This is a genomic window from Streptomyces sp. NPDC048277, from assembly GCF_040652235.1.
Lineage (GTDB): Bacteria > Actinomycetota > Actinomycetes > Streptomycetales > Streptomycetaceae > Streptomyces.
Window position 1 is genome coordinate 251,579 of sequence record NZ_JBEZLQ010000005.1, and the last position, 20,590, is coordinate 272,168.

Annotated in this window: 22 protein-coding genes; 18 read left to right on the top strand and 4 right to left on the bottom strand. The window is 73.0% G+C overall.

What is annotated here, in order from left to right; genetic code table 11:
* Nucleotides 1–41: 41 nt before the first annotated feature.
* Nucleotides 42–569, bottom strand: coding sequence for an N-acetyltransferase family protein (locus tag AB0D85_RS13985; protein ID WP_362318622.1), 528 nt, complete (start codon nt 567–569; stop codon nt 42–44).
* Between AB0D85_RS13985 and AB0D85_RS13990 the strand changes: the two genes are divergently transcribed.
* Nucleotides 568–1,170: an XRE family transcriptional regulator gene (locus AB0D85_RS13990; RefSeq protein ID WP_362318625.1), complete on the top strand. Its 603-nt coding sequence runs from the start codon at nt 568–570 to the stop codon at nt 1,168–1,170. The two genes, AB0D85_RS13985 and AB0D85_RS13990, sit on opposite strands and share 2 nt — an antisense overlap.
* Nucleotides 1,167–2,315, top strand: coding sequence for an MFS transporter (locus tag AB0D85_RS13995; protein WP_362318628.1), 1,149 nt, complete (start codon nt 1,167–1,169; stop codon nt 2,313–2,315). Before AB0D85_RS13990 ends, AB0D85_RS13995 begins: the two co-directional genes overlap by 4 nt.
* Before the next feature lie 4 nt (nt 2,316–2,319).
* Here AB0D85_RS13995 and AB0D85_RS14000 read toward each other — a convergent pair whose 3' ends face one another.
* Complete coding sequence (locus AB0D85_RS14000; protein ID WP_362318631.1) at nt 2,320–3,498, bottom strand: Glu/Leu/Phe/Val dehydrogenase dimerization domain-containing protein; 1,179 nt, start codon at nt 3,496–3,498, stop codon at nt 2,320–2,322.
* A gap of 138 nt (nt 3,499–3,636) precedes the next feature.
* Between AB0D85_RS14000 and AB0D85_RS14005 the strand changes: the two genes are divergently transcribed.
* The 8 genes from AB0D85_RS14005 to AB0D85_RS14040 all read left to right on the top strand — a co-directional run bounded on the left by AB0D85_RS14005 (nt 3,637) and on the right by AB0D85_RS14040 (nt 11,580).
* Nucleotides 3,637–4,854, top strand: a complete 1,218-nt coding sequence (locus AB0D85_RS14005) for an MBL fold metallo-hydrolase (protein WP_362318634.1) — start codon at nt 3,637–3,639, stop codon at nt 4,852–4,854.
* An 87-nt stretch (nt 4,855–4,941) separates the two neighbouring features.
* A complete protein-coding gene (locus AB0D85_RS14010) occupies nt 4,942–6,102 on the top strand; it encodes a DUF4037 domain-containing protein (RefSeq protein WP_362318636.1) in 1,161 nt (386 codons plus the stop codon).
* 417 nt (nt 6,103–6,519) lie between these two features.
* Nucleotides 6,520–8,826 (top strand): ATP-binding protein, encoded by a 2,307-nt coding sequence (locus AB0D85_RS14015; protein WP_362318639.1) that lies wholly within the window; start codon nt 6,520–6,522, stop codon nt 8,824–8,826.
* A 68-nt stretch (nt 8,827–8,894) separates the two neighbouring features.
* Entirely contained in the window at nt 8,895–9,329 is a 435-nt protein-coding gene (locus AB0D85_RS14020) for a roadblock/LC7 domain-containing protein (protein ID WP_046728213.1), read from the top strand.
* A gap of 2 nt (nt 9,330–9,331) precedes the next feature.
* Nucleotides 9,332–9,703 carry a DUF742 domain-containing protein gene (locus AB0D85_RS14025; RefSeq protein ID WP_362318642.1) on the top strand — a complete coding sequence of 124 codons (372 nt, stop codon included), beginning with the start codon at nt 9,332–9,334 and terminating at the stop codon, nt 9,701–9,703.
* On the top strand, nt 9,681–10,280 hold the full coding sequence (locus AB0D85_RS14030; RefSeq protein ID WP_362318645.1) for an ATP/GTP-binding protein: 600 nt from the start codon (nt 9,681–9,683) through the stop codon (nt 10,278–10,280). Before AB0D85_RS14025 ends, AB0D85_RS14030 begins: the two co-directional genes overlap by 23 nt.
* Before the next feature lie 61 nt (nt 10,281–10,341).
* On the top strand, nt 10,342–10,923 hold the full coding sequence (locus AB0D85_RS14035; RefSeq protein ID WP_362318648.1) for a GAF domain-containing protein: 582 nt from the start codon (nt 10,342–10,344) through the stop codon (nt 10,921–10,923).
* A gap of 57 nt (nt 10,924–10,980) precedes the next feature.
* A complete protein-coding gene (locus AB0D85_RS14040; RefSeq protein WP_362318651.1) occupies nt 10,981–11,580 on the top strand; it encodes a TetR/AcrR family transcriptional regulator in 600 nt (199 codons plus the stop codon).
* Here the strand turns inward: AB0D85_RS14040 and AB0D85_RS14045 are convergent.
* A complete protein-coding gene (locus AB0D85_RS14045) occupies nt 11,577–12,785 on the bottom strand; it encodes a YbfB/YjiJ family MFS transporter (RefSeq protein WP_362318654.1) in 1,209 nt (402 codons plus the stop codon). The two genes, AB0D85_RS14040 and AB0D85_RS14045, sit on opposite strands and share 4 nt — an antisense overlap.
* Nucleotides 12,782–13,084 carry a muconolactone Delta-isomerase family protein gene (locus AB0D85_RS14050; RefSeq protein ID WP_362318656.1) on the bottom strand — a complete coding sequence of 101 codons (303 nt, stop codon included), beginning with the start codon at nt 13,082–13,084 and terminating at the stop codon, nt 12,782–12,784. Before AB0D85_RS14050 ends, AB0D85_RS14045 begins: the two co-directional genes overlap by 4 nt.
* A 108-nt stretch (nt 13,085–13,192) precedes the next feature.
* Here AB0D85_RS14050 and AB0D85_RS14055 point away from each other — a divergent pair, with 108 nt between their 5' ends.
* The 8 genes from AB0D85_RS14055 (at nt 13,193) to AB0D85_RS14090 (ending at nt 20,574) form a co-directional block, all read left to right on the top strand.
* Nucleotides 13,193–14,122, top strand: a complete 930-nt coding sequence (locus AB0D85_RS14055; protein ID WP_362318659.1) for a LysR family transcriptional regulator — start codon at nt 13,193–13,195, stop codon at nt 14,120–14,122.
* A 130-nt stretch (nt 14,123–14,252) separates the two neighbouring features.
* Nucleotides 14,253–14,966 (top strand): SDR family oxidoreductase, encoded by a 714-nt coding sequence (locus tag AB0D85_RS14060; RefSeq protein ID WP_362318662.1) that lies wholly within the window; start codon nt 14,253–14,255, stop codon nt 14,964–14,966.
* 32 nt (nt 14,967–14,998) lie between these two features.
* Nucleotides 14,999–15,370 carry an SgcJ/EcaC family oxidoreductase gene (locus tag AB0D85_RS14065; protein ID WP_362318665.1) on the top strand — a complete coding sequence of 124 codons (372 nt, stop codon included), beginning with the start codon at nt 14,999–15,001 and terminating at the stop codon, nt 15,368–15,370.
* 179 nt (nt 15,371–15,549) lie between these two features.
* Nucleotides 15,550–16,578, top strand: coding sequence for an L-threonine 3-dehydrogenase (gene tdh / locus AB0D85_RS14070; protein ID WP_362318668.1), 1,029 nt, complete (start codon nt 15,550–15,552; stop codon nt 16,576–16,578).
* A 54-nt stretch (nt 16,579–16,632) separates the two neighbouring features.
* Complete coding sequence (locus tag AB0D85_RS14075) at nt 16,633–17,826, top strand: glycine C-acetyltransferase (RefSeq protein WP_362319258.1); 1,194 nt, start codon at nt 16,633–16,635, stop codon at nt 17,824–17,826.
* 675 nt (nt 17,827–18,501) lie between these two features.
* The gene (locus tag AB0D85_RS14080) at nt 18,502–19,404 is read left to right on the top strand and encodes a LysR substrate-binding domain-containing protein (RefSeq protein ID WP_362318671.1); all 903 of its coding nucleotides are present in this window, start codon (nt 18,502–18,504) and stop codon (nt 19,402–19,404) included.
* Between the two features lie 46 nt (nt 19,405–19,450).
* Nucleotides 19,451–20,047 carry an XRE family transcriptional regulator gene (locus AB0D85_RS14085; protein WP_362318674.1) on the top strand — a complete coding sequence of 199 codons (597 nt, stop codon included), beginning with the start codon at nt 19,451–19,453 and terminating at the stop codon, nt 20,045–20,047.
* Nucleotides 20,044–20,574, top strand: a complete 531-nt coding sequence (locus AB0D85_RS14090; RefSeq protein ID WP_362318677.1) for a GNAT family N-acetyltransferase — start codon at nt 20,044–20,046, stop codon at nt 20,572–20,574. Before AB0D85_RS14085 ends, AB0D85_RS14090 begins: the two co-directional genes overlap by 4 nt.
* Nucleotides 20,575–20,590: the final 16 nt, after the last annotated feature.

Below are 20,590 nucleotides of genomic sequence, written 5' to 3' on the forward strand. Positions count from 1 at the left end.
CGGTCACCATAATCGGTCGCCACGCCGCCCGCGTCGGCGTCTCACACCAGCGGCAGCCTCATGATCGTCAGGTCCAGCCAACGGCCGAACTTGGTGCCCACCTCGCGCACCGTGCCGACATGTTCGAAGCCGAACCGCTCGTGCAGCCGGACCGACGCGGTGTTCCCGGCCTCGATGTCGGCGATCACCACATGGTGCCCGGCCTCGCGTGCCGAAGCGATGAGGGCGTCGAGGAGCGCGGAGCCGATGCCGAGCCCGTGCCGGCCCTCGCGGACGTAGAGCGAGTCCTCCACCGTGTGCCGGTAGCCGTCCAGCTCCCGCCACGGGCCGTAGACCGCGAACCCGGCCACCTCGCCCGGAGCGTCGGCCACTTCGGCCACGAACGCCGAGCCGCGCTCCAGGTGGGCGGTGAACCAGGCCGCGCCCTCGGCGGGGGACTGCGGGGTCTCGGTCCACAGGGCCGTGGAGTGCTCGATCGCGTGGTTGCGGATCGCGCGGACCGCCTCCGCGTCACCAGGGCGGGCCGGGCGGACCGTCACCACTCTATTTCTCTCGTATATTGGATTCATGTCCAACATAGTAGATCCTCCGGTGGACCCGCTGGTGGCGCGGATCGCGGCCCGTGTCCGCACCGAGCGGGAGCGCCGTCGCTGGACCCTGGCCCAGCTCGCGGACCACTCGGGTGTCTCCCCGGCGATGATCAGCCGGATCGAGCGCGGCGAGAGCAGCCCGACCGCCGTCGTCCTCGGCAAGCTGTCCGCCGCCTTCCAGCTCAGCGTCGCCTCGCTGCTCGCCCTGGCCGAAGGCGCGCCGGAGGAACCGGAGGCGCCAGGTGGAGTGCGGCGCGGCGCCGACGCGGCCGAGTGGCGCGACCCCGGCACCGGCTACCGGCGCCGCCAGATCACCGGCCCGCGCTTCCCGGCGGAGATCGCCGAGATCCGGCTGCCCGCCGGAGCCCGGGTGCCGTACCCGGCCGCCGCCTTCGCCTTCGTACGACAGCTCGTCTGGGTCCTCGACGGCCGCCTCACCTTCCACGACGGCGACACCGTCCACGAACTCGACGCCGGCGACACCATCGAACTGGGCGCGCCCGCCGAGCGCGTCTTCGTCAACACCTCCGACGCCGAGTGCCGTTACGCCGTCGTCCTCACCCGCGACGCCCAGCCATGAGCCGGCCGCTGCCCCGGGGCGGCACGTTCCTGCTGGCCGTCATCGCCGGGACGGCGATAGCCAACAACTACGCCGTCCAGCCCGCGCTCACCGCGGTCGCCGCCGACCTGGACGTACCGCTCTCCGTGATCGGTCTGGTGCCGACCGCCGCGCTCGCCGGCTGCATGACCGGCTTCGCCCTGCTGCTGCCGCTCACCGACCACCTCGCCCCCAACCGCCTGGTCACCGCACAGCTGACCGCCCTGGCCACCGCCCTCGCGCTCGCCGCCGCCGCGCAGGGCCCCGTGCTCCTCCTGGCCGCCTACCTGCTGATAGGCGCCGCGGCCAGTGTCGCGGCCCAGGCCGGCAACATCGCCGGCCGGCACGCCCCGCCCGGCCGCGGCGGAACCGGCGTCGCCGTCGTCGCCGCCGGCATGTCGGCCGGCATCCTGCTCAGCCGACTGGTCGGGGGCGTCCTCACCGAGGCTCTCGGCTGGCGCCGGATGCTCCTGGTCTTCGCGGCCCTCGCCCTGCTCGGCGCGCTCGCCGCCGCCACCCTCCTGCCCCGGCAGCGGCCGCACGCCCACAGCGGCTACCGCGCCACCCTCAGGGCACTTCCGCCGTTGCTCCTGCACCAGCCGCGGCTGCGCCGCGCGGTGGCCACCGGCGGGTTCTGGTACTTCGCCTTCAACCTCGTCTGGATCGCCCTCACCCTGGCCCTGGCCCAGCCGCCGCACTCCCTCGGCCCGACCGCCATCGGCCTCTACAGCCTGGCCGGACTCCTCGGCTTCGCCGCGCTGCCGTTCACCGGGCGCCTCACCGACCGGTACGGCCCGCACACCGTGATCACCGCCGCCATGCTGGCCGCCGCGGCCGGCACGGCCCTGCTCGCCACCGGCCTGAACACCCCGCCCGTCACGGCCCTGGGGCTGGCCCTCTTCGACGCCGGCTGCTTCGCCGCCCAGGCCGCCAACCAGAGCCGCGTCATCGCCCTCGACCCCGCACGCTCCGGCAGCCTCAGCAGCGTCTACCTGGTGGTGTACTTCACCGTCGGCGCCCTCGGCACGGCCGTCACCGCACCCCTGCTCGACGCCCTCGGCTGGCAGGGCACCGCCCTCACGGCCCTGGGCGCGCTGCTTGTCGCGGCCGCCCTTGGACGCCGCTGACCGGTCACCGGTACCAGCCGAACCGCTCCGCGATCACCGGCAGCCGGTCGGTCACCAGCGCGTGGGCGGCCGCACGGGGGGTCGTGCCGTCCGCCGCCGCGCGGTCCAGCATCAGTTCCACCAGGGCCCGCATCGAACGGCGGATGTGGGCGAACGCCTCGTCGGCGGCCGGACCGATGTCGCCGAAGAGCGTCCACCACCACCAGGCGTTGGTTCCCGAGTTGACCACCACGTCCGGCAGCACGGTCACCCCGCGCGCGGTGAGCCGTTCCTCCGCCTCGGGCAGCACGGGCATGTTGGCGGCCTCCACGATCCAGCGGGCGGTGACCCGGTGCTCGTCGGCCGCGTCGATCGCGTACGACACCGCCGCCGGCACCAGCACCTCCGCGTCGGCGGACAGCCAGGCGTCGCCCGGCAGTTCGAGATCGCCGGGGCGCAGCGCTGTGCGGTCGACGGTGCCGTAGGTGTCCCGCGCGCGCAGCAGCGCCTCGACGTCCAGGCCCGCCGGATTGGCGATCGTGCCCTTGACGTCGGCGACGGCCACCACCGTGAGCCCCGCGCGGGCGAGGAAACGTGCCGTGGCCCCGCCCATCGTGCCCAGCCCCTGCACGGCGACCCGCGTCCCCGCGTACGGCACCCCGGCCCGGTCCAGGGCCGTCAGCGCCGACTCGGCGACCCCGCAGCCGCCGGCCAGCTCGTCGAGACCGATCCCGTCCACCTCGACCGCGAAGGCGTCCGCCAGCCGCCGCCGGGCGGCCGTCTCGTCGTCCAGCAGCGGATACACGGCCTGGACGGACGAGACCAGTCCCGCCTCGGCGGCCGCCCGGTCCACCAGGTCCTGGGTGAGCCCGAGGTCCTCGCCGGTGGTCCAGAAGCTCTCGATGTACGGCCGCATCGCGCGCAGGTAGCGGACGAGCAGCGGGTACGCCCCCGGGTCCTGCGGATCGCAGTCGATGCCTCCCTTGGCGCCGCCGAGGGGGACGTAGCGGCCCGCCGGGTTGTAGTGCAGGGCCTCCTTCATCGTCATCCCGCGCGCGAGCCCGGTGACCTCCTCCAGGGTGCAGCCCGGCCGCATCCGCAGACCGCCGCTGGCCACGCCCCGCACCAGCCGGTCGACGACCAGGTAGCCCCGGCGGCCGGTGACGTGGTCGGTCCAGACGAGGGACATCAGGGGAGCGGCCATGGTGGCTCCTGGGAGGGTGCGAAAAGAGGTGCTACTGAACAGTGGGTCAGTATCGGGAGGCGGAGGGTCCGGTGTCAACGCCGATTGTCGGAGGGGCCGACCATAATGGAGGACCTCGGCGACACCACTGGAGGTACCGTGACCGGTTCGAGTTCCCTGAGCTCCGGGCTCCGCGCGCTGCGGCCCGTCGCCTTCGGCGCGGACCCCGGCGGCGAGCGCCTGGCCCGCATCCAGGGCTCACCGCACTTCAAGGACGGTGTCTTCCAGAACCCCGGCGGTGCCACCCGCATGCGGCCCTCGGGCTCGATGCTGGAATTCGCCAAGACCTACTTCGAGAAGGAGCAGCGCGCCCGCCGCGCGCCCCGGGGCACCATCCCGGTGCACGCGACCACCGTCGCCGACCTCGCCCGGCCCGCCGCGAGCGGGCTGCGGGTGACATGGACGGGGCACTCCAGCGTGCTCGCCGAGATCGACGGGCACCGCGTCCTGTTCGACCCCGTCTGGGGCGAGCGCTGCTCCCCGTTCCCGTTCGCCGGGCCCAAGCGGCTGCACCCGGTGCCGCTGCCGCTGGCCGCGCTCGGCCCGGTCGACGTGGTCGTCATCTCGCACGACCACTACGACCACCTCGACCTGCCCAGCATCAAGGCACTGGCCGGCACGGACACCCTGTTCGCCGTGCCGCTCGGGGTCGGCGCCCATCTCGAGCGCTGGGGCGTCTCCGCCGACCGGCTGCGCGAGCTGGACTGGCACGAGGAGACCAAGGTCGGCGGGCTGACCCTGACGGCCACCCCCGCCCGCCACTTCTGCGGCCGTGGGCTGCGCAACACCCAGCACACCCTGTGGGCGTCCTGGGTCGTCGCGGGCGAGCGGCACCGGATCTACCACAGCGGTGACACCGGCTACTTCGAGGGCTTCAAGGACATCGGCGCCGACCACGGTCCGTTCGACGTGACGATGATCCAGATCGGCGCGTACAGCGAGTTCTGGCCGGACATACACATGACGCCCGAGGAGGGCCTGCGCGCCCACCTCGACCTCCAGGGCGGACAGCCGCACGGCGTGCTGCTGCCGATCCACTGGGGCACCTTCAACCTCGCTCCGCACGCCTGGGCCGAGCCGGGGGAGTGGACCAAGGACGCCGGCGACGACACGGCGCAGGCGGTGGCCCTGCCGCGTCCGGGTGAGCCCTTCGAACCGTCCGGGAAGCTGCCCGCCGACCGGTGGTGGCGTGAGGTGTCGGCGCCGCTCGCCCGGCCCTGGCGCCGTGCCGTCCAGCCGCTCGGCGAGGCCCGGGAGGGAGACCTCGACCTGGTCGGCGAAGCGGTGGTGCCGGACGCGGACGATCTTGTGAAGTAACGGCGCCACCGCTGTGGCGGGGACGTGAAAGTGGCGTGCATGCCCCTGCACAACCTGGGCAGGGGCATGGGCATGAGCCCCGCACATATGCCAATCCCTGCCTTTTTACCTGGACTTGAGCTGTCCCGGCGCTTCTACACCGAGGCCGTACGCTCGCTGCTGGAGGAGGCCGCCCCCGGAATACCCCACACGGCGGCCCGTATCGGCCCCGGCTCCGAAGTCCTCGGCTACGACACCGAACGCTCCGCCGACCATGAATGGGGCCCGCGCCTCCAGCTCTTCCTCCACCCCCATGATGTGCCGCGCCATGCCGCCCGCATCAGACATGTGCTCGCCCAACATCTCCCCAAGACCTTCCACGGCTGGCCCACCCACTTCGCCGCCACGGGCGACCGGGACGTCCGGGTCATGCAGATCACCGACGGTCCCGTGCACCACCGCGTCGAGGTGACCAGCGTCGCCTCCTGGTTCCGCGCCACCCTCGGCTTCGACCCGGCCTCCGGCGTGTCCCCGGCGCAGTGGCTCGCCACCCCCACCCAGCTCCTCGCCGAAGTCACCGCCGGCGCGGTGTTCCACGACGGCCTCCACACCCTCTCCCCGGCCCGGGCCGCCCTGCGCTGGTACCCCCATGACCTCTGGCTCCATGTCCTCGCCTGCCAGTGGCAGCGCATCGCCCAGGAGGAGGCCTTCGTCGGCCGCTGCGGCGAGGTCGGCGACGAACTGGGCTCCGCCGTCGAGGCCGGCCGCCTGGTCCGCGACCTCATGCGGCTCTGCCTGCTGATGGACCGGCGCTACCCGCCGTACGGTAAATGGCTCGGCAGCGCCTTCGTCCGCACCCCCGCGGCTCCCCGGCTCACCTCGGTGCTCACCGCCGTTCTCGCCGCCACGGACTGGCACGCCCGCGAGCGGCACCTGGTCCACGCGTACGAGATCGTCGCCCATCTGCACAACGAACTGGAACTCACCGACCGCGTCGACCCCGCCACGCGCTCCCACCACTCCAGACCCTTCCAGGTGCTGCGCGCCGACCGCTTCACACGGGCGCTCACGGCCCGCATCAAGGACCCGGACGTGCGCGACCTGCCGACGGTCGGCGCGGTGGACCAGTTCATCGACAGCGCGGACGTCCTGGGCCGCCCGGACCTGACCCGGGCCGCGACCGCCGTGGTGACGGGCGCCGACGCTCGCGACGGCGTCTCCCGCGCCACGGCGAACGCCGGCCGAGGCCAACGCGATCACTGTGGGTGACGCTCTGGGGGGTACTGGAGGGGCGTGGGGATGATGAGGGAGTCCCGCCGGGGGTGGCCGGGGGCGCATGGAAGGGGGTTGGCGCGCGGGCGCGGAGCGCCGAGCGCCCCGATCCTCACCTTCCGTCTGTGACCGTTTTTGAGCAGGTCGGATCGGTCGATGGCTGTTCGAGGGTGAGATGCCGAGAGGGTTATCGGTCTTTCGTGCGACGGCTCATACCAGAGCGGGACCATCGCCGCGGGACTTTGTCAACTGCCCACCGCACATGATGCGTCGGCGACTACTGTGAGTGTCCGTCGGGCGACGCGGGGCCGAATTCTTTTGCGGTCCCCTCGGCCGGCACCGCGATGGCGCATGCCCACCTCGCGCCGCACGCGCGAGAAATTTCAGGCCCGACGGACCAGTACGAGGACGCAGATGTCTCACCTCCGTGCACCGGCCGCCCGCGCCGACCGCCGTGAGGGCGGCCGGCACGGACGACCGGTCGCCCGACCCGTTCCCGCGCTGCCCGAGACCCACATACGGCCTCAGCTGATGCGCCTCGCCGTGCTGCCGCCGGTCGCGGTGGCGCTCAGCGGCTGCGCGGCCGTGCTGTTCACGGTCCGCTCCACCGGGGCGCGGCCCAGCCTCACCCTGCTGGCCGTGCTCGCCGCAGCGGTCTCGGTGACGGCCGCGGGCATCGTGATCGCCGCCGTGGCCGCGGGCCGGGCCGCCCGTTCGGTCAGCGACCGCGTCGGCACCCTGCGCCGCAACGCCGCCCGCGGCGAGGCCGATCTGCTCGCCCTCGTCGACGCGCTGCGCCGCGGCGAGACCCCGCCCCAGCGCAAACCGCGCGGCGGCCCGCCCGAGAACGCCGACGACTTCGAACTGCTCGCCGCCGACCTGTCCCGCGCCCACGACGGCGCCGTCACCGCCGTCGTGCAGGCGGCCCAGCTCTCCAGCCAGGCCGGCAGCGAACAGAAGCTGGAGGTCTTCGTCAACCTGGCGCGTCGGCTTCAGTCCCTCGTGCACCGGGAGATCTCGATCCTCGACGAGCTGGAGAACGAGATCGAGGACCCGGACCTCCTCAAGGGCCTCTTCCACGTCGACCACCTGGCCACCCGCATCCGACGCCACGCCGAGAACCTCGCCGTGCTCGGCGGCGCCGTCTCCCGGCGCCAGTGGAGCAACCCCGTCTCCATGACCGAGGTGCTGCGCTCCGCCATCGCCGAGGTCGAGCAGTACTCCCGGGTCAAACTCGTCCCGCCGATCGACGGCGAACTCCGCGGGCACGCCGTCGCCGACGTCATCCACCTCCTCGCCGAACTCGTCGAGAACGCCACCGTGTTCTCCGCCCCGCACACCCAGGTGCTGCTCCGCGCCAACCTCGTCACCTCCGGCCTCGCGGTCGAGGTCGAGGACCGCGGGCTCGGCATGCCGGTCGGCGAGCAGTCCAACATGAACGCCCTGCTCGCCGACCCCGACCAGGTCAACGTCGCGAGCCTGCTGGCCGACGGCCGCATCGGCCTCTTCGTCGTCTCCCAGCTCGCCCGCCGCCACGGCATCGACGTCCGCCTCCAGAGCAACATCTACGGCGGAGTCCAGGCCGTCCTCGTCGTCCCGCAGGGCCTGCTGGGTACGGCACCGGGCACACCCGGGGCCGTACCGCAGCCGCGTGACGCCGGGGCCGGGACCGGAGGCAGCGTGCCAGGGGCGCTCCTCGGTGGGGCCGCCGGGGTCACCGGGGGCGCCGGGGCGGCGGAGGGCATCCGGGGCGCTGCCGCCGGTCCGGACGCGAGTGCCGGGGGACAGGGAACCGCTCCGGCCGGCCCGCGCCCCGTCCAGCAGACGGGCGGTCCGACCACGACCGCCGTCGGCGGGCGGCACCGGCAGACCCAGCACGGGGGCACCCGGCACGGGGGCCCGCCCGCGCCGCTGCCGGTGCGCGGCGCCCAGCAGAGCCGGGCCAACCCGGCCGAGGCACTGCCCGGCATCCGGCCCGAGGACCGGCCCGTGGTCGCCGAGCACGCGGGTACAGCGCCCGTCCCCCGCGTCGGCGCCGTACGCGGCACCATGGGCAAACCCCAACTGCCGCGCCGTCGCGCCCAGGAGCACATCGTCCCCCAGCTCCGCGGCGGCCCCGCACCCCGCCAGGACAACGAGGCCCCCGCCGGACACGACCCCGGTCTGATGGCCGCCTTCCAACGCGGCATCGGCCTCGCCGAGGCACAGCAGCACCTGGAGGCCACCCAGCCGGAGCCACCGGCCGGCCCGGGTGCCGACGGAGCGACCAGCACATCCCATGCCACACACGCGGACGCAACGTATATGGAGACCGCACATATGAGTGCGGCTCCCCATAGGGATACGGCACGCATGGATGCCGGGCACATGGCCCCGGACCACACAGCCCCGGAGCGGTCAGCCTTGGACCAGCCCACCCTGCGCCGGTCGGCCATGGGGCAGTCGGCCCTGGACTCCATCGCACCGGAGCACAGAGGCCCGGACCATCCGACCACGGATCACCTGACCACGGATCACCTGACCACGGACCACTTGGCCACGGGCCACCTGGGCTCCGACCACATGGGTTCCGCACACATGGGCCAGGCCCACAGGGACCCGGCCGACCCCCAGTCCCAGCCTCACACCCCCACCCCAACCCCGTCCCACTCCCCGGTCCTGCGCCCGGTGCGCACCTCCGACTACACCGCCCGGCCCGACGGGAGCGCGCCGGCCGGATGAACAGCACCGTTTCCACCCCCACCCCCACCGCTCCCACAGACCTTCGTATCTCAAGGAGTCGATCCACCATGGCGAGCGATGCGCCGACCGCCCAGGTATCCGACCTCGACTGGCTGATGAGCGGCCTCGTGCAGCGCGTACCGCACACGACCAGCGCGGTGCTCCTGTCCTGCGACGGGCTGGTGAAGTCCGTCCACGGCCTCGACCCGGACAGCGCCGACCACATGGCCGCGCTCGCCTCCGGCCTGTACTCGCTCGGCCGCAGCGCGGGGGTCCGGTTCGGCGACGGCGGGGACGTCCGCCAGGTCGTCGTCGAACTCGACTCGACGCTGCTGTTCGTCACCACCGCCGGCTCCGGCACCTGCCTCGCCGTGCTGGCCGGCCGCGAGGCCGACGCCGCCGTCCTCGGCTACGAGATGGCGATGCTGGTCAAGAGCGTCCGCCCCTACCTCGTCACCGCGCCCCGGCAGCACGCCGTCGAACCCACGGCGATGAGGCCTTGAGGGTGGCCGCAGCCGGCGACGGGCCGTGGCTGGACGACGCGGCCGGACGCCTCGTGCGCCCGTTCACGGTCAGCAACGGCCGCACCGAGCCCAGCATCGCCCTCGACCTGATGTCGCAGGTGATGGCCACCGGGGCCACGCCCCTCGGCTACCTCGGCCCCGAGCACGCGCAGGCGCTCGACCTGAGCCGCGCACCCGTCTCGGTCGCCGAGATCGCCGCGCACCTCAAGCTTCCCGCCGTGGTCACCAAGGTGCTGCTCTCCGACCTCGTCGACTGCGGGGCGCTGACCGCCAAGCCCCCCGCCTTCCACCACAACCCCACTGACCGGTCCCTCCTGGAGGCAGTGCTCGATGGACTACGACGACAGCTCTGACCCCTTCCCCACCGCGCTGAAAATCCTGGTGGCCGGTGGGTTCGGGGTCGGCAAGACCACCTTCGTGGGCGCGGTCAGCGAGATCGCGCCGCTGTCCACGGAGGAACTCCTCACCACGGTCAGCGCCGCGACCGACAACCTCGACGGCGTCGAGAACAAGGTCGAGACGACCGTGGCCATGGACTTCGGCCGCATCACCCTGGACCCGGAACACGTGCTCTACCTGTTCGGCACGCCCGGACAGGAGCGGTTCTGGTTCATGTGGGACGAGCTGTCCGAGGGCGCGCTCGGCGCGGTCATCCTCGCCGACACCCGCCGCCTCGAGGACTGCTTCGCGGCCGTCGACTTCTTCGAGGAGCGTGGCCTCGGCTTCATCGTCGCCATCAACGAGTTCGACGGCTCCTACCGCTACGACCCCGAGGAGGTGCGCGCCGCCATCGACCTCGACCCGGAGATCCCGGTGGTCCGCTGCGACGCGCGTATCTCCAGCTCCGGCGTCCAGACCCTGCTCACCCTCGTCCGCCATCTCATCGCCCACGCTCCGGTCTCCGCGCCGAGCCACGGCGCCCACATGTGAACCCCCTACACCCCACACGGAGCCTGTATATGACCCACGTCCACAGCGACGGAGCCCGCCCATGAGGTACGACCCGGCGCGCCCGGCCGGTCGTCTGCTGCTCACACCGGAGGACAAGGAAGCGCCCGTACGTACCCGGCGCCTCGGCCAACTCCGCCTGGGCGAGCACCCGGACCCCGAGCTCGACGCCTACGCGGACCGGCTCGCCGAGGTCACCCGGACGCCGTACGCCATGGTCAACTTCATCGACGAGAACCGCCAGTTCTTCGCCGGGCTGCACCTGCCGGCCGTGGCACCGCCCATCGTGAAGCCCGACGGCAGCACGCCGGTGCTGGGCCGGGAGCTGGCCCGCGACCATGGGTTCTGCCCCCATGTGGTGGTCCGCCGCAAGGCGTTGGTCCTGGAGGACGTCTGCGACTACCCGCGGTTCGCGGGCAACCCGGTCGTCGACGAGTTCGGCATCCGTTCCTACCTGGGCGCCCCGCTCATCGACAGCACGGGGACGGTGCTCGGCACGGTGTGCGTGGTCGACGTGGAACCGCGGCCCTGGGGCCGGCCCGGTCTGGAGACGATCAAGTCCTCGGCGGCGGAGCTGGTGGCCCGCATCGAGCGACGCGAGGCCGACGGTCTCCCGCTGCTGTGACGACGGGAACAGCCCCGTTGCTAGCCGACCGGTCGAATACCTCCGTACCCTTGTGGCATGGGACGGACCAGTGACGCCAAGCGGAAGATCCTCGACGCCGCCCGCTCCCTGATCGAGGGCCGCGGGTACTCGGCACTCGGCGTGGCCGAGATCTGCAAGGCGGCCGGGGTGCCGAAGGGGAGTTTCTACTATTTCTTCGAGTCCAAGGAGGCCCTCGCGCTCGCGGTCGTCGACGAGCACTGGGCCGCGCAGAAGCGTGACTGGACACGGGCCCTCGGGGGTGACGCGGAGCCGTTGCGGCGCCTGCGGCGGCTGTGCGAGGAGACGGAGACCGGCCAGCGCGCCGTCCAGCAGGGCCGCGGCGCCGTGGCGGGCTGTCTGTTCGGGAACCTCACCCTGGAGCTGAGCAACCAGACCGAGGCGGTCCGCGGGCGGCTGCAGGAGATCTTCGACGCGCAGGTCGGCATGGTGGAGTCCGTCATCGCCGAGGCCCGCGAGCGCGACGAGGTCGGCGTGACCGACACCCGGGAGGCGGCGCGGGCGGTGGTGGCCCAGCTGGAGGGCCAGGTGATGTTCGCCAAGCTGTACAACTCCACCCAGCGGCTGAGCCCCCTGTGGCAGAACTGCCGGGCCCTGCTCGGCGCCACCGCCGCCTAGGAGCGCGGGGCGGACCGGTCGAGCGCGGCCGGCTGTTGCCGTGGCACGGACACTGTGTGTTCCCCGCCCATGTGGTGCGGGAATCCGATCCGCAGCACGGCGGCGGCCACCGCCGCGGCGAGGATCACCAGGGCGGACAGCAGCAGCGCCTGGTGGTAGCCGTGGCGCAGCAGCGGGGCGACGACCAGGGGACCGAGGATCTGGCCGACGGAGTATCCGGCGGTCAACAGGGCGACGGACCGGGGGAATCGCAGCTGCGCCCCCGTGGCCAGGGCGAGCGTGCTGATACCCAGGAACGTGGCGCCGAACAGCACCGCCGAGCCGAGGGCGGCGGCCGTACTCCCGGTCACCGCGGGCAGGGCGATGCCGACCGCCTGGATCGTCAGCGCGGTCACCAGCAGGCCGGGCCGTGACCACCGGTGCCCCAGCCGCGCCCACAGCGCCGAGGACGGTACGGCGGCCAGCCCCACCAGCACCCACGCACCGCTGCCGACCCAGCCGGGGGAGCCCTGGCCGATCGCCGCGACCAGGAAGGTACCGGCGACGATGTAACCGACCCCCTCCAGGAAGTAGCTGACGAACAGCGCGCCGAACCAGCGGTGGGTGCGGACCCCCGGCCGTGCCCCGGCCACCGGGGCGGCCGGGGCGTCCTCCGGCCGTAGATTCCACGAGGCGGCGGTGAGCACCCCCGCGAGCGCGGCGGCCGCCCACCAGGAGGCCCGCCAGTCGGCGACGGACCGCAGGGCCAGGACCAGCAGACCGGACAGCGCGATGCCCGCGCCCACACCGCCGAAGGCCCAGCCGGGCAGGTGCGCCGGGTGCTCCCGCAGATGGTGCAGCAGGGAGGCGACGGCGACGACGAAGACCAGGGCGCTCGCCGCCCCGGCCAGCAGCCGCAGCGCGCCCCACAGCGCCGGGCTGTGGGTGAGGGGCATCGCGGCGAGCGTGGCGGTCAGCAGGAGCAGGGAGCCGCGCAGCACGGCGCGCGACCGGACCAGCGCCGGGGCCAGGGTGCCCGCGAGCGCGCCGACCAGATAGCCGACGTAGTTGGCGGTGGCCAGGTTCGCCCCGGTGCCGGCGGACAGGCCCGCCTGGCTGTGCATCAGGGGCAGGATCGGGGTGTAGACGAAACGGCCGACGCCCATGCCGGCGGCGAGCGCGGCGGCCGCCCGCGCGACATGGGTCCGGGGAGCTGATGCGGTCATCGGGCGCCGTCGACCCGGCCCGGGTCGTTGGGATGGGACTCCAGCGGGGTGACGGTGAGCGTCATCCACGGCCGCAGCGGCAGGGTGCCGAGCACCTTCTCGTGGAGTTCCTCCTCGTCGGCGGCCCGCCAGACGCCGATGCTGCGCAACTCGCCCACGGGGCGCCACAGTCGGGCCAGATGGCCGCTGGCCGCCAGTTCCTTCGCGCGGACGGCCTCGGCGGCCCGTCGCCGGTCCACCTCGTCCTGGGGGGTTCCCTCGGGGACGGTGGTGGTGATCTCGACCAGGAACTCTCGCATGGTCTGCCCCCTTCGTCGTCGGTAGGTCCATCCTGCGCCCGCCACCAGCACCGATGCCACGACCGGCTGCCTCACTGCTGAGAGGTGGAGCCTCCCAGCGCGCGTAGCATGGCGCGCGTGGAACTGCGCCAGCTGCGTTACTTCGTCGCGGTCGCCGAGGAACTCAACTTCGGCCGGGCCGCCGAGCGGCTGCTCATCGCGGGGCCCTCGCTCTCGCAGCAGATCAAGGCACTCGAACGGGACCTGGGCGTCCGGTTGTTCGACCGGGACCGCCGGTCCGTCTCCCTCACCCCGGCCGGCGCCGCCCTGCTCCCGCACACCCGCGCCCTGCTGGCGGGGGCCGACGACCTCAAGCGCAGGGCGGGCCGGCTGTCGGGTTCGCAGCCGGTACGGCTCGGCTACGTCAACTGGCTGCCGCCGGATCTCACTTCACGTACCGCGGCGGTCGCCCGGGTGCACCTCGACGCCTGGGTCGCCCCGTCCCACACCCAGGCCGCCCGGGTCGCCGACGGCAGCCTGGACCTCGCCGTCTGCTGGGTGCGCACCGAGGACCTGCGGCGGCTCGGGCTGCGGGCCCGGCTGATCGGCGCCGACCGGCTCTACGCCGTCGCGAAGGGCACGGACACGGGTGAGATCGGGGCCGGGGACCTCGACGTACTCATCGACGACGACCTCACCGCCTGGGCCTCCTGGAACATGTACGCCGAGGAACTGACCAAGGCGACCGGGGCGCGTCCCGTGCGGATCTCCGACGGCGCCGTCACCGGGCCCGCCTACTTCGACCACGTCCGCCGCTGCACCCGCCCCGTCCTCAACTCGCCCAAGGGACAGACCACTCCGCTCCCGCCCGACCTGGTCCGCCGCGAGATCGGCGCGCCGAAGGTGTACTGGACCTGGTCGCTGGTCCGGCGCGAGAGCGAGGACCGCGCCGGTGTCCTGGCCGTCGTCGACGCCCTGTGCGACGGCGTCGGCGACCTCGGGATCCACGCCCCGGACGCCTGGCTGCCCGCCGACGACCCGTACGCGCTCCCGGGCTGAGCTGCGCTGGGAGGCCGTGCCTCCCACACGGGAGGAATCCGGTCCTGGCAATCCTCGGACAGCCCGGCCTACCTTCCAGATAGTCGACCGGTCGGCTAGTAGCCGGTCAGCCACTTCGGAGAAGGTCACCATGAGCACGCAGAACCAGAAGGTCGCGATCGTCACCGGCGCCTCGCAGGGCATCGGCGCCGCCCTCGTCGAGGGCTACCGCAAGCTCGGATACGCCGTCGTCGCCACCTCGCGCACCATCGCCCCCGTCGACGACGCCGGCGTCCTCACCGTCCAGGGCGACATCGCCGACCCGGCGACCGCCGAGCGGGTCGTCACGGCGGCACTCGAGCGGTTCGGCCGTATCGACACCGTGGTCAACAACGCGGGCGTCTTCGTCGCGAAGCCCTTCACCGACTACACGGCCGCGGACTACGCCACCGTCACCGGCATCAACGTCGACGGCTTCTTCCACCTCACCCAGCGGGCCGTACCGCACCTGCTCGCCCAGGGCGGCGGACACATCGTCAGCGTCACCACCAGCCTGGTCGACAGCGCCGACGCCCGGGTCCCCTCCGTGCTGGCCTCGCTGACCAAGGGCGGCCTGCAGTCCGCCACCAAGTCCCTGGCGATCGAGTACGCCACCCGTGGCATCCGCGTCAACGCGGTCTCGCCCGGCACCATCAAGACCCCCATGCACCCGGAGGAGACCCACCAGTTCCTCGCCGACCTGCACCCGGTCGGCCGGATGGGTGAAGTGGGCGACATCGTCGACGCGGTGCTCTTCCTGGAGACGGCACCGTTCGTCACCGGCGAGATCCTGCACGTCGACGGCGGTATGAGCGCCGGACACTGACCGGTACGCCAAGTCTCTGACCAAGGAGCGACATGACCACGACCAAGGACGACGCGGCGATCCTGAGCGGAGTGCTGGACCGGTGGAAGGCGGCCGTAGACGCCCACCGCCCCGAGGACGTCGCCGAGCTCTTCACCGAGGACGCCGTCTTCCAGGGACTGCACCCCTACAGCGTCGGACGGCAGGGCGTCGCCGCGTACTACGACTCCCAGCCCCTCGGCATGAAGGCGGCGTACCGCGTCCTGGAGACCCGGCGGCTCGCGGACGACGTCGTCCTCGGCTACCTGGCCGTCGAGTTCTCGTTCACGGACCGGCCCCCGCTGGACGTGAAGCTCTCCGTCCTCGTCACCCGCGTGGCGCAGGAGTGGCACATCGGTCACTACCAGGTCTCCCGCCTCGAATAGCCGTGCCCCGCAAGGCGGTCCGGGCGGCGTGAAGCCCAGCTGTGGCGGCGCTTAAGAAAACCTCGATGGCCCCGGGGCGCCGGGTACGGCAGATTGCTGTGCGATACCACTCCCCATACCCGGCCGCGGGCCGCTTCGGCGTGCCCGGGGCCGGGACCTCACGCACAGGAGCCGTAGCGTTGAAGGCGCTGGTCAAGGAGAAGGCGGAGCCCGGCCTGTGGCTCGCGGACGTGCCGGAGCCCGCGGTCGGGCACGGTGACGTACTGATCAAGGTGCTGCGGACCGGTATCTGCGGCACCGACCTGCACATCCGGGCCTGGGACGGCTGGGCCCGGCAGGCGATCACCACCCCCCTCGTGGTCGGACACGAGTTCGTCGGCGAGGTCGTGGAGACCGGGCGTGACGTCGTGGACATCCAGGTCGGCGACCGGGTCAGCGGCGAGGGCCACCTCGTCTGCGGCAAGTGCCGCAACTGCCAGGCCGGACGGCGCCATCTGTGCCGGGCCACGGTCGGCCTCGGCGTCGGCCGCGACGGCGCCTTCGCCGAGTACGTCACGCTCCCCGCCGGCAACGTCTGGGTGCACCGCGTCCCCGTCGACCTCGACATCGCCGCGATCTTCGACCCGTTCGGCAACGCCGTCCACACCGCGCTCTCCTTCCCGTTGGTCGGCGAGGACGTCCTGATCACCGGCGCCGGACCGATCGGCCTGATGGCGGCGGCGGTGGCCCGGCACGCCGGCGCCCGCCACGTCATGATCACCGATGTCAGCGAGGAGCGCCTGGACCTCGCCCGCAAGATCGGCGTGAGCCTGGCGCTGAACGTGTCGCAGGCCGGGATCGCCGACGGGCAGCGGGAGCTGGGCCTGCGCGAGGGCTTCGATGTCGGCCTGGAGATGTCCGGCCGCCCCGAGGCGCTGCGGGACATGATCGCCAACATGACGCACGGCGGCCGTATCGCCATGCTCGGCCTGCCCGCCCAGGAGTTCCCCGTCGACTGGGCCCGGATCGTCACCTCGATGATCACCGTCAAGGGCATCTACGGCCGTGAGATGTTCGAGACCTGGTACGCGATGTCGGTCCTCCTGGAGGGCGGCCTCGACCTCGCCCCCGTGATCACCGGCCGCTACGGGTACCGCGACTTCGAGGCGGCCTTCGCCGACGCGGCGAGCGGCCGCGGCGGCAAGGTCATCCTCGACTGGACCCACTGAACCCCTTCCGGCCACTCGACCACTGGACCCTCCGAATCTCCTTAGGGACTGATGATGTTCGACTCCGTGCGCGACGACCTGCGCGCCACCCTCGACGAGATCCGCGCCGCCGGACTGCACAAGCCGGAGCGTGTGATCGGGACCCCCCAGTCCGCGACCGTCGGTGTGACCTCGGGCGGCCGCCCGGGCGAGGTCCTCAACTTCTGCGCCAACAACTACCTCGGCCTCGCCGACCACCCCGACGTGGTCGCCGCCGCCCACGAGGCCCTGGACCGCTGGGGCTACGGCATGGCCTCCGTCCGCTTCATCTGCGGCACCCAGGAGGTCCACAAGGAACTGGAGGCCCGTCTGGCCGCGTTCCTCGGCCAGGAGGACACGATCCTCTACTCCTCCTGTTTCGACGCCAACGGCGGTGTCTTCGAGACCCTGCTCGGCGAGGAGGACGCGGTGATCTCCGACGCCCTCAACCACGCTTCGATCATCGACGGCATCCGGCTGTCCAAGGCCCGCCGTCTGCGCTACGCCAACCGTGACCTGGACGACCTGGAACGGCAGTTGAAGGAGGCGCAGTCCGCCCGGCGCCGGCTGGTCGTCACCGACGGCGTCTTCTCCATGGACGGCTACGTGGCCCCGCTCCGCGAGATCTGCGACCTCGCCGACCGTTACGACGCGATGGTCATGGTCGACGACTCGCACGCCGTCGGGTTCGTCGGCCCGACCGGCCGCGGCACCCCCGAACTCCACGGCGTCATGGACCGCGTCGACATCGTCACCGGCACCCTGGGCAAGGCCCTCGGCGGCGCCTCCGGCGGCTATGTCGCCGCCCGCGCCGAGATCGTCGCCCTGCTCCGCCAGCGCTCCCGCCCCTACCTCTTCTCCAACACCCTCGCCCCGGTGATCGCGGCGGCCTCGCTGAGGGTCCTCGACCTGCTGGAGTCGGCGGGGGATCTGCGGGAGAGGCTCGCGTCGAACACGGCGCTGTTCCGCCGCCGGATGACCGAGGAGGGCTTCGACATCCTCCCCGGCGACCACGCCATCGCCCCCGTGATGATCGGCGACGCGGCGCGGGCCGCCCGGATGGCCGAGCTGCTCCTGGACCGGGGCGTATACGTGATCGGTTTCTCGTACCCGGTGGTCCCGCAGGGCAAGGCCCGGATCCGCGTACAGCTGTCCGCGGCCCACTCGACGGACGACGTCAACCGCGCGGTGAACGCGTTCATCGAGGCCCGCGCGGAACTGGAGGGCTGAACGGAGGCGGAAGCCTACGGCTCCAGCGGCGGCGAAGACGGCAGTCCGAACGGCGGCGGAGCCGACGGCTCCCAGCGGCGGCGAAGGCGGCGACCCTCGGTGGCGGCGGCGGAGGCGGCTCCCAGCCGGGGTGAACGCGGCGGCCCCAACCGCGGCGGAGCCGACGGCCCCCGGTAGCGGTGCAGGCGATGGTCCCAACCGCAGCGGAGCCGATGGCCGCCAGCGGCGGTGAAGGCGGCGGCTCCCCGGTGTGGCAGAGACGGCGTTCCGCAACCGCTGCGGAGGCGGCGACCCTCAGTGGCGGTGGAGGCGGCGGTCCCCGGCGGCGGTGGAGGCGATGGCCGCCAGCGGCGGCGGAGGCGGCGACCCTCAGTGGCGGTGAAGGCGGCGGTCCCCGGCGGCGGTGGAGGCGATGGCCGCCAGCGGCGGCGGAGGCGGCGGTCCCCGGCGGCAGTGAAGGCGATGGCCCCAACCGCGGCGAGTCGATGGCCGTCAGCGGCGGTGGAGGCGGCGGCTCCCCGGGGTGGCAGAGACGGCGTTCCGCAACCGCTGCGGGGGCGGCGACCCTCAGTGGCGGTGGAGGCGGCGGTCCCCATCCGCGGCGGAGGCGACAACACCCGGCGGCGGTGAAGGCGGTCGCCCGGGCCGCCCCGGCATATTGCGATAATCAATCCCATGATCGAGGCGCGGCGGCTCCACATTCTCCGTGCGGTGGCTGACCACCGTACGGTGACGGCGGCTGCCGCCGCGCTCTATCTGACCCCCTCGGCCGTCTCCCAGCAGCTCGCGGCGCTGGAGCAGGAGACCGGTCACCGCCTGGTCGAGCGCAGTGCCAAGGGCGTGCGGCTGACCCCGGCCGGCGAGATCCTGCTCGCCCACACCAACGCGGTCCTCGCCCAGCTGGAGCGGGCCGAGGCCGAACTGGCCGCCTACAGCTCCGGCGAGGCCGGCACGGTCACCGTAGCCGCCTTCGCGACCGGCATCGCGCAGGTGGTCGCCCCCGCGCTGGCCCGCCTCGCCCGCACCGCACCCGGCATACGGATCCGCGTCCGGGACGCCGAGGGCGACGCCAGCCTTCCGATGGTCCTGGACCGGCAGGTCGACGTCGCGGTGGCCGTCGAGTACCGGGGCGCCCCGCCCGCCGACGACCCCCGGCTCACCCACGTCCCCCTGTACGCCGAGCCGTTTGACGCGGTCGTCCCGCTCCACCACCGCCTCGCCGAGGCCTCCGTGGTCCCCCTCGCCGAACTGGCCAAGGACCCCTGGATCGGTCCGTACCCCGGCAACCCCTGCCACGACGTGGTCGTCCTGGCCTGCGAGAGCGCCGGCTTCCAGCCCCGGCTGGAACACTCCTCCGACGACTTCCGCGCCGTGGTGGCCCTGGCCTCGGCCGACGCGGGCGTGGCCCTCGTCCCGCGCTCGGCCCTGCGCGGGACGGACCTGACCGGTGTCGTCGTGCGCCCCGTCGACGGTGTCGCCCCGACCCGCCGCGTCTTCGCGGCCGTCCGACGCGGCGCCGAGGGACACCCGCTGATCCGCCCGGTGCTGGAGGCGCTGGGCGAGGCGGCCCGGCCGTGAGGCTTCCTTAACCCGGCCGTCTCATATCAGGGATAGCGACCCGGATATGAAACGCGAAGACATCGCTGCCTCCGACCCGGTCGCCATCGATCCCGTCGACGCCCGCCTCGGCAGCCGCCTCGCCGAACTGCGGGCCGAACACGGCTGGTCCCTGGGCGAGCTGGCGGACCGCAGCGGGGTGAGCAAGTCCACCCTGTCCCGGGCCGAACGCGCCGAGATCAGCCCCACGGCCGCCCTCCTCAACCGGCTCTGCAACGTCTACGGCCGCACCATGTCCCAGCTGCTCAGCGAGATCGAGGCGGAACCCGCCCCCGTGCTGCGCGCGGCCGAGCAGCAGGTGTGGGAGGACCGCGCCTCCGGTTTCGTACGGCGGTCCGTGTCGCCGCCGCACGGCGGACTGCGGGGCGAACTCGTGGAGGGCCGGCTCGCGGCGGGCGCGGACATCGCCTACGACCGGCCGCCCGTGCCCGGTCTGGAGCAGCACATCTGGGTGCTCGACGGGACGCTCGCCGTGACCGCGCAGGGGGCCGAGCACCTCCTGGACGTCGGTGACTGCCTGCGGCTGCGGGTGTGGGGGCCCACGCGGTTCCGGTGCGCCGGGGCGGGGGCGGCGCGGTACGTGCTGGCGGTGGTCCGGCCATGAGGGTGCTGCGACTGGAGGCGGAGCAACTGGCGGGCCGGGTGGGAGAGTTGGCGGCGTTGTTGGCGGACACCGTGAACGGCGGAGCCTCCGTCGGTTTCCTCGCGCCCTTCGGGCCGGCGCAGGCCGTCGCCTGGTGGGAGGAGCGGGTGGCGGCCGTCGCCGCCGGACATCTCGCCGTGTGGACCGCGTTGGACGGCGGTGACCGGGTGGTCGGGACGGTGAGCCTGGCCTTTCCCGGCAAACCCAACAGCCGGCACCGCGCCGAGTTGGTGAAGCTGATGGTCCACCGCGACGCCCGCGGCCAGGGCGTCGGACGCGGGCTGCTGACCGTCGCCGAGGAGGCCGCGGTCGCCGCCGGGATCACCCTGCTCCACCTCGACACCGAGACGGACAGCCCCGCCGAGCACCTCTACCGCACGGCCGGCTGGACCCGGGCCGGGGTCATCCCCGACTACGCGGCCGACCCCGCCGGGGTGCTGCGCCCGACGACCCTGTACTACAAGCGGATCGGCGCTCTGACCAGCTGACTGTCAGTGGCAGGGA

Bases quoted from the DNA above. Each gene is read 5' to 3' on its own strand.
- AB0D85_RS13985 (WP_362318622.1), bottom strand. From the start codon at position 569: ATGAATCCAATATACGAGAGAAATAGAGTGGTGACGGTCCGCCCGGCC.
- AB0D85_RS14050 (WP_362318656.1), bottom strand. From the start codon at position 13,084: ATGCGAGAGTTCCTGGTCGAGATCACCACCACCGTCCCCGAGGGAACC.
- AB0D85_RS14035 (WP_362318648.1), top strand. From the start codon at position 10,342: ATGAGGTACGACCCGGCGCGCCCGGCCGGTCGTCTGCTGCTCACACCG.
- AB0D85_RS14065 (WP_362318665.1), top strand. From the start codon at position 14,999: ATGACCACGACCAAGGACGACGCGGCGATCCTGAGCGGAGTGCTGGAC.
- AB0D85_RS14015 (WP_362318639.1), top strand. From the start codon at position 6,520: ATGTCTCACCTCCGTGCACCGGCCGCCCGCGCCGACCGCCGTGAGGGC.
- AB0D85_RS14000 (WP_362318631.1), bottom strand. From the start codon at position 3,498: ATGGCCGCTCCCCTGATGTCCCTCGTCTGGACCGACCACGTCACCGGC.
- AB0D85_RS14085 (WP_362318674.1), top strand. From the start codon at position 19,451: ATGAAACGCGAAGACATCGCTGCCTCCGACCCGGTCGCCATCGATCCC.
- AB0D85_RS14080 (WP_362318671.1), top strand. From the start codon at position 18,502: ATGATCGAGGCGCGGCGGCTCCACATTCTCCGTGCGGTGGCTGACCAC.
- AB0D85_RS13995 (WP_362318628.1), top strand. From the start codon at position 1,167: ATGAGCCGGCCGCTGCCCCGGGGCGGCACGTTCCTGCTGGCCGTCATC.
- AB0D85_RS14020 (WP_046728213.1), top strand. From the start codon at position 8,895: ATGGCGAGCGATGCGCCGACCGCCCAGGTATCCGACCTCGACTGGCTG.
- AB0D85_RS14060 (WP_362318662.1), top strand. From the start codon at position 14,253: ATGAGCACGCAGAACCAGAAGGTCGCGATCGTCACCGGCGCCTCGCAG.
- AB0D85_RS14040 (WP_362318651.1), top strand. From the start codon at position 10,981: ATGGGACGGACCAGTGACGCCAAGCGGAAGATCCTCGACGCCGCCCGC.
- AB0D85_RS14030 (WP_362318645.1), top strand. From the start codon at position 9,681: ATGGACTACGACGACAGCTCTGACCCCTTCCCCACCGCGCTGAAAATC.
- AB0D85_RS14055 (WP_362318659.1), top strand. From the start codon at position 13,193: ATGGCGCGCGTGGAACTGCGCCAGCTGCGTTACTTCGTCGCGGTCGCC.
- AB0D85_RS14090 (WP_362318677.1), top strand. From the start codon at position 20,044: ATGAGGGTGCTGCGACTGGAGGCGGAGCAACTGGCGGGCCGGGTGGGA.
- AB0D85_RS14075 (WP_362319258.1), top strand. From the start codon at position 16,633: ATGTTCGACTCCGTGCGCGACGACCTGCGCGCCACCCTCGACGAGATC.
- AB0D85_RS14045 (WP_362318654.1), bottom strand. From the start codon at position 12,785: ATGACCGCATCAGCTCCCCGGACCCATGTCGCGCGGGCGGCCGCCGCG.
- AB0D85_RS13990 (WP_362318625.1), top strand. From the start codon at position 568: ATGTCCAACATAGTAGATCCTCCGGTGGACCCGCTGGTGGCGCGGATC.
- AB0D85_RS14010 (WP_362318636.1), top strand. From the start codon at position 4,942: ATGCCAATCCCTGCCTTTTTACCTGGACTTGAGCTGTCCCGGCGCTTC.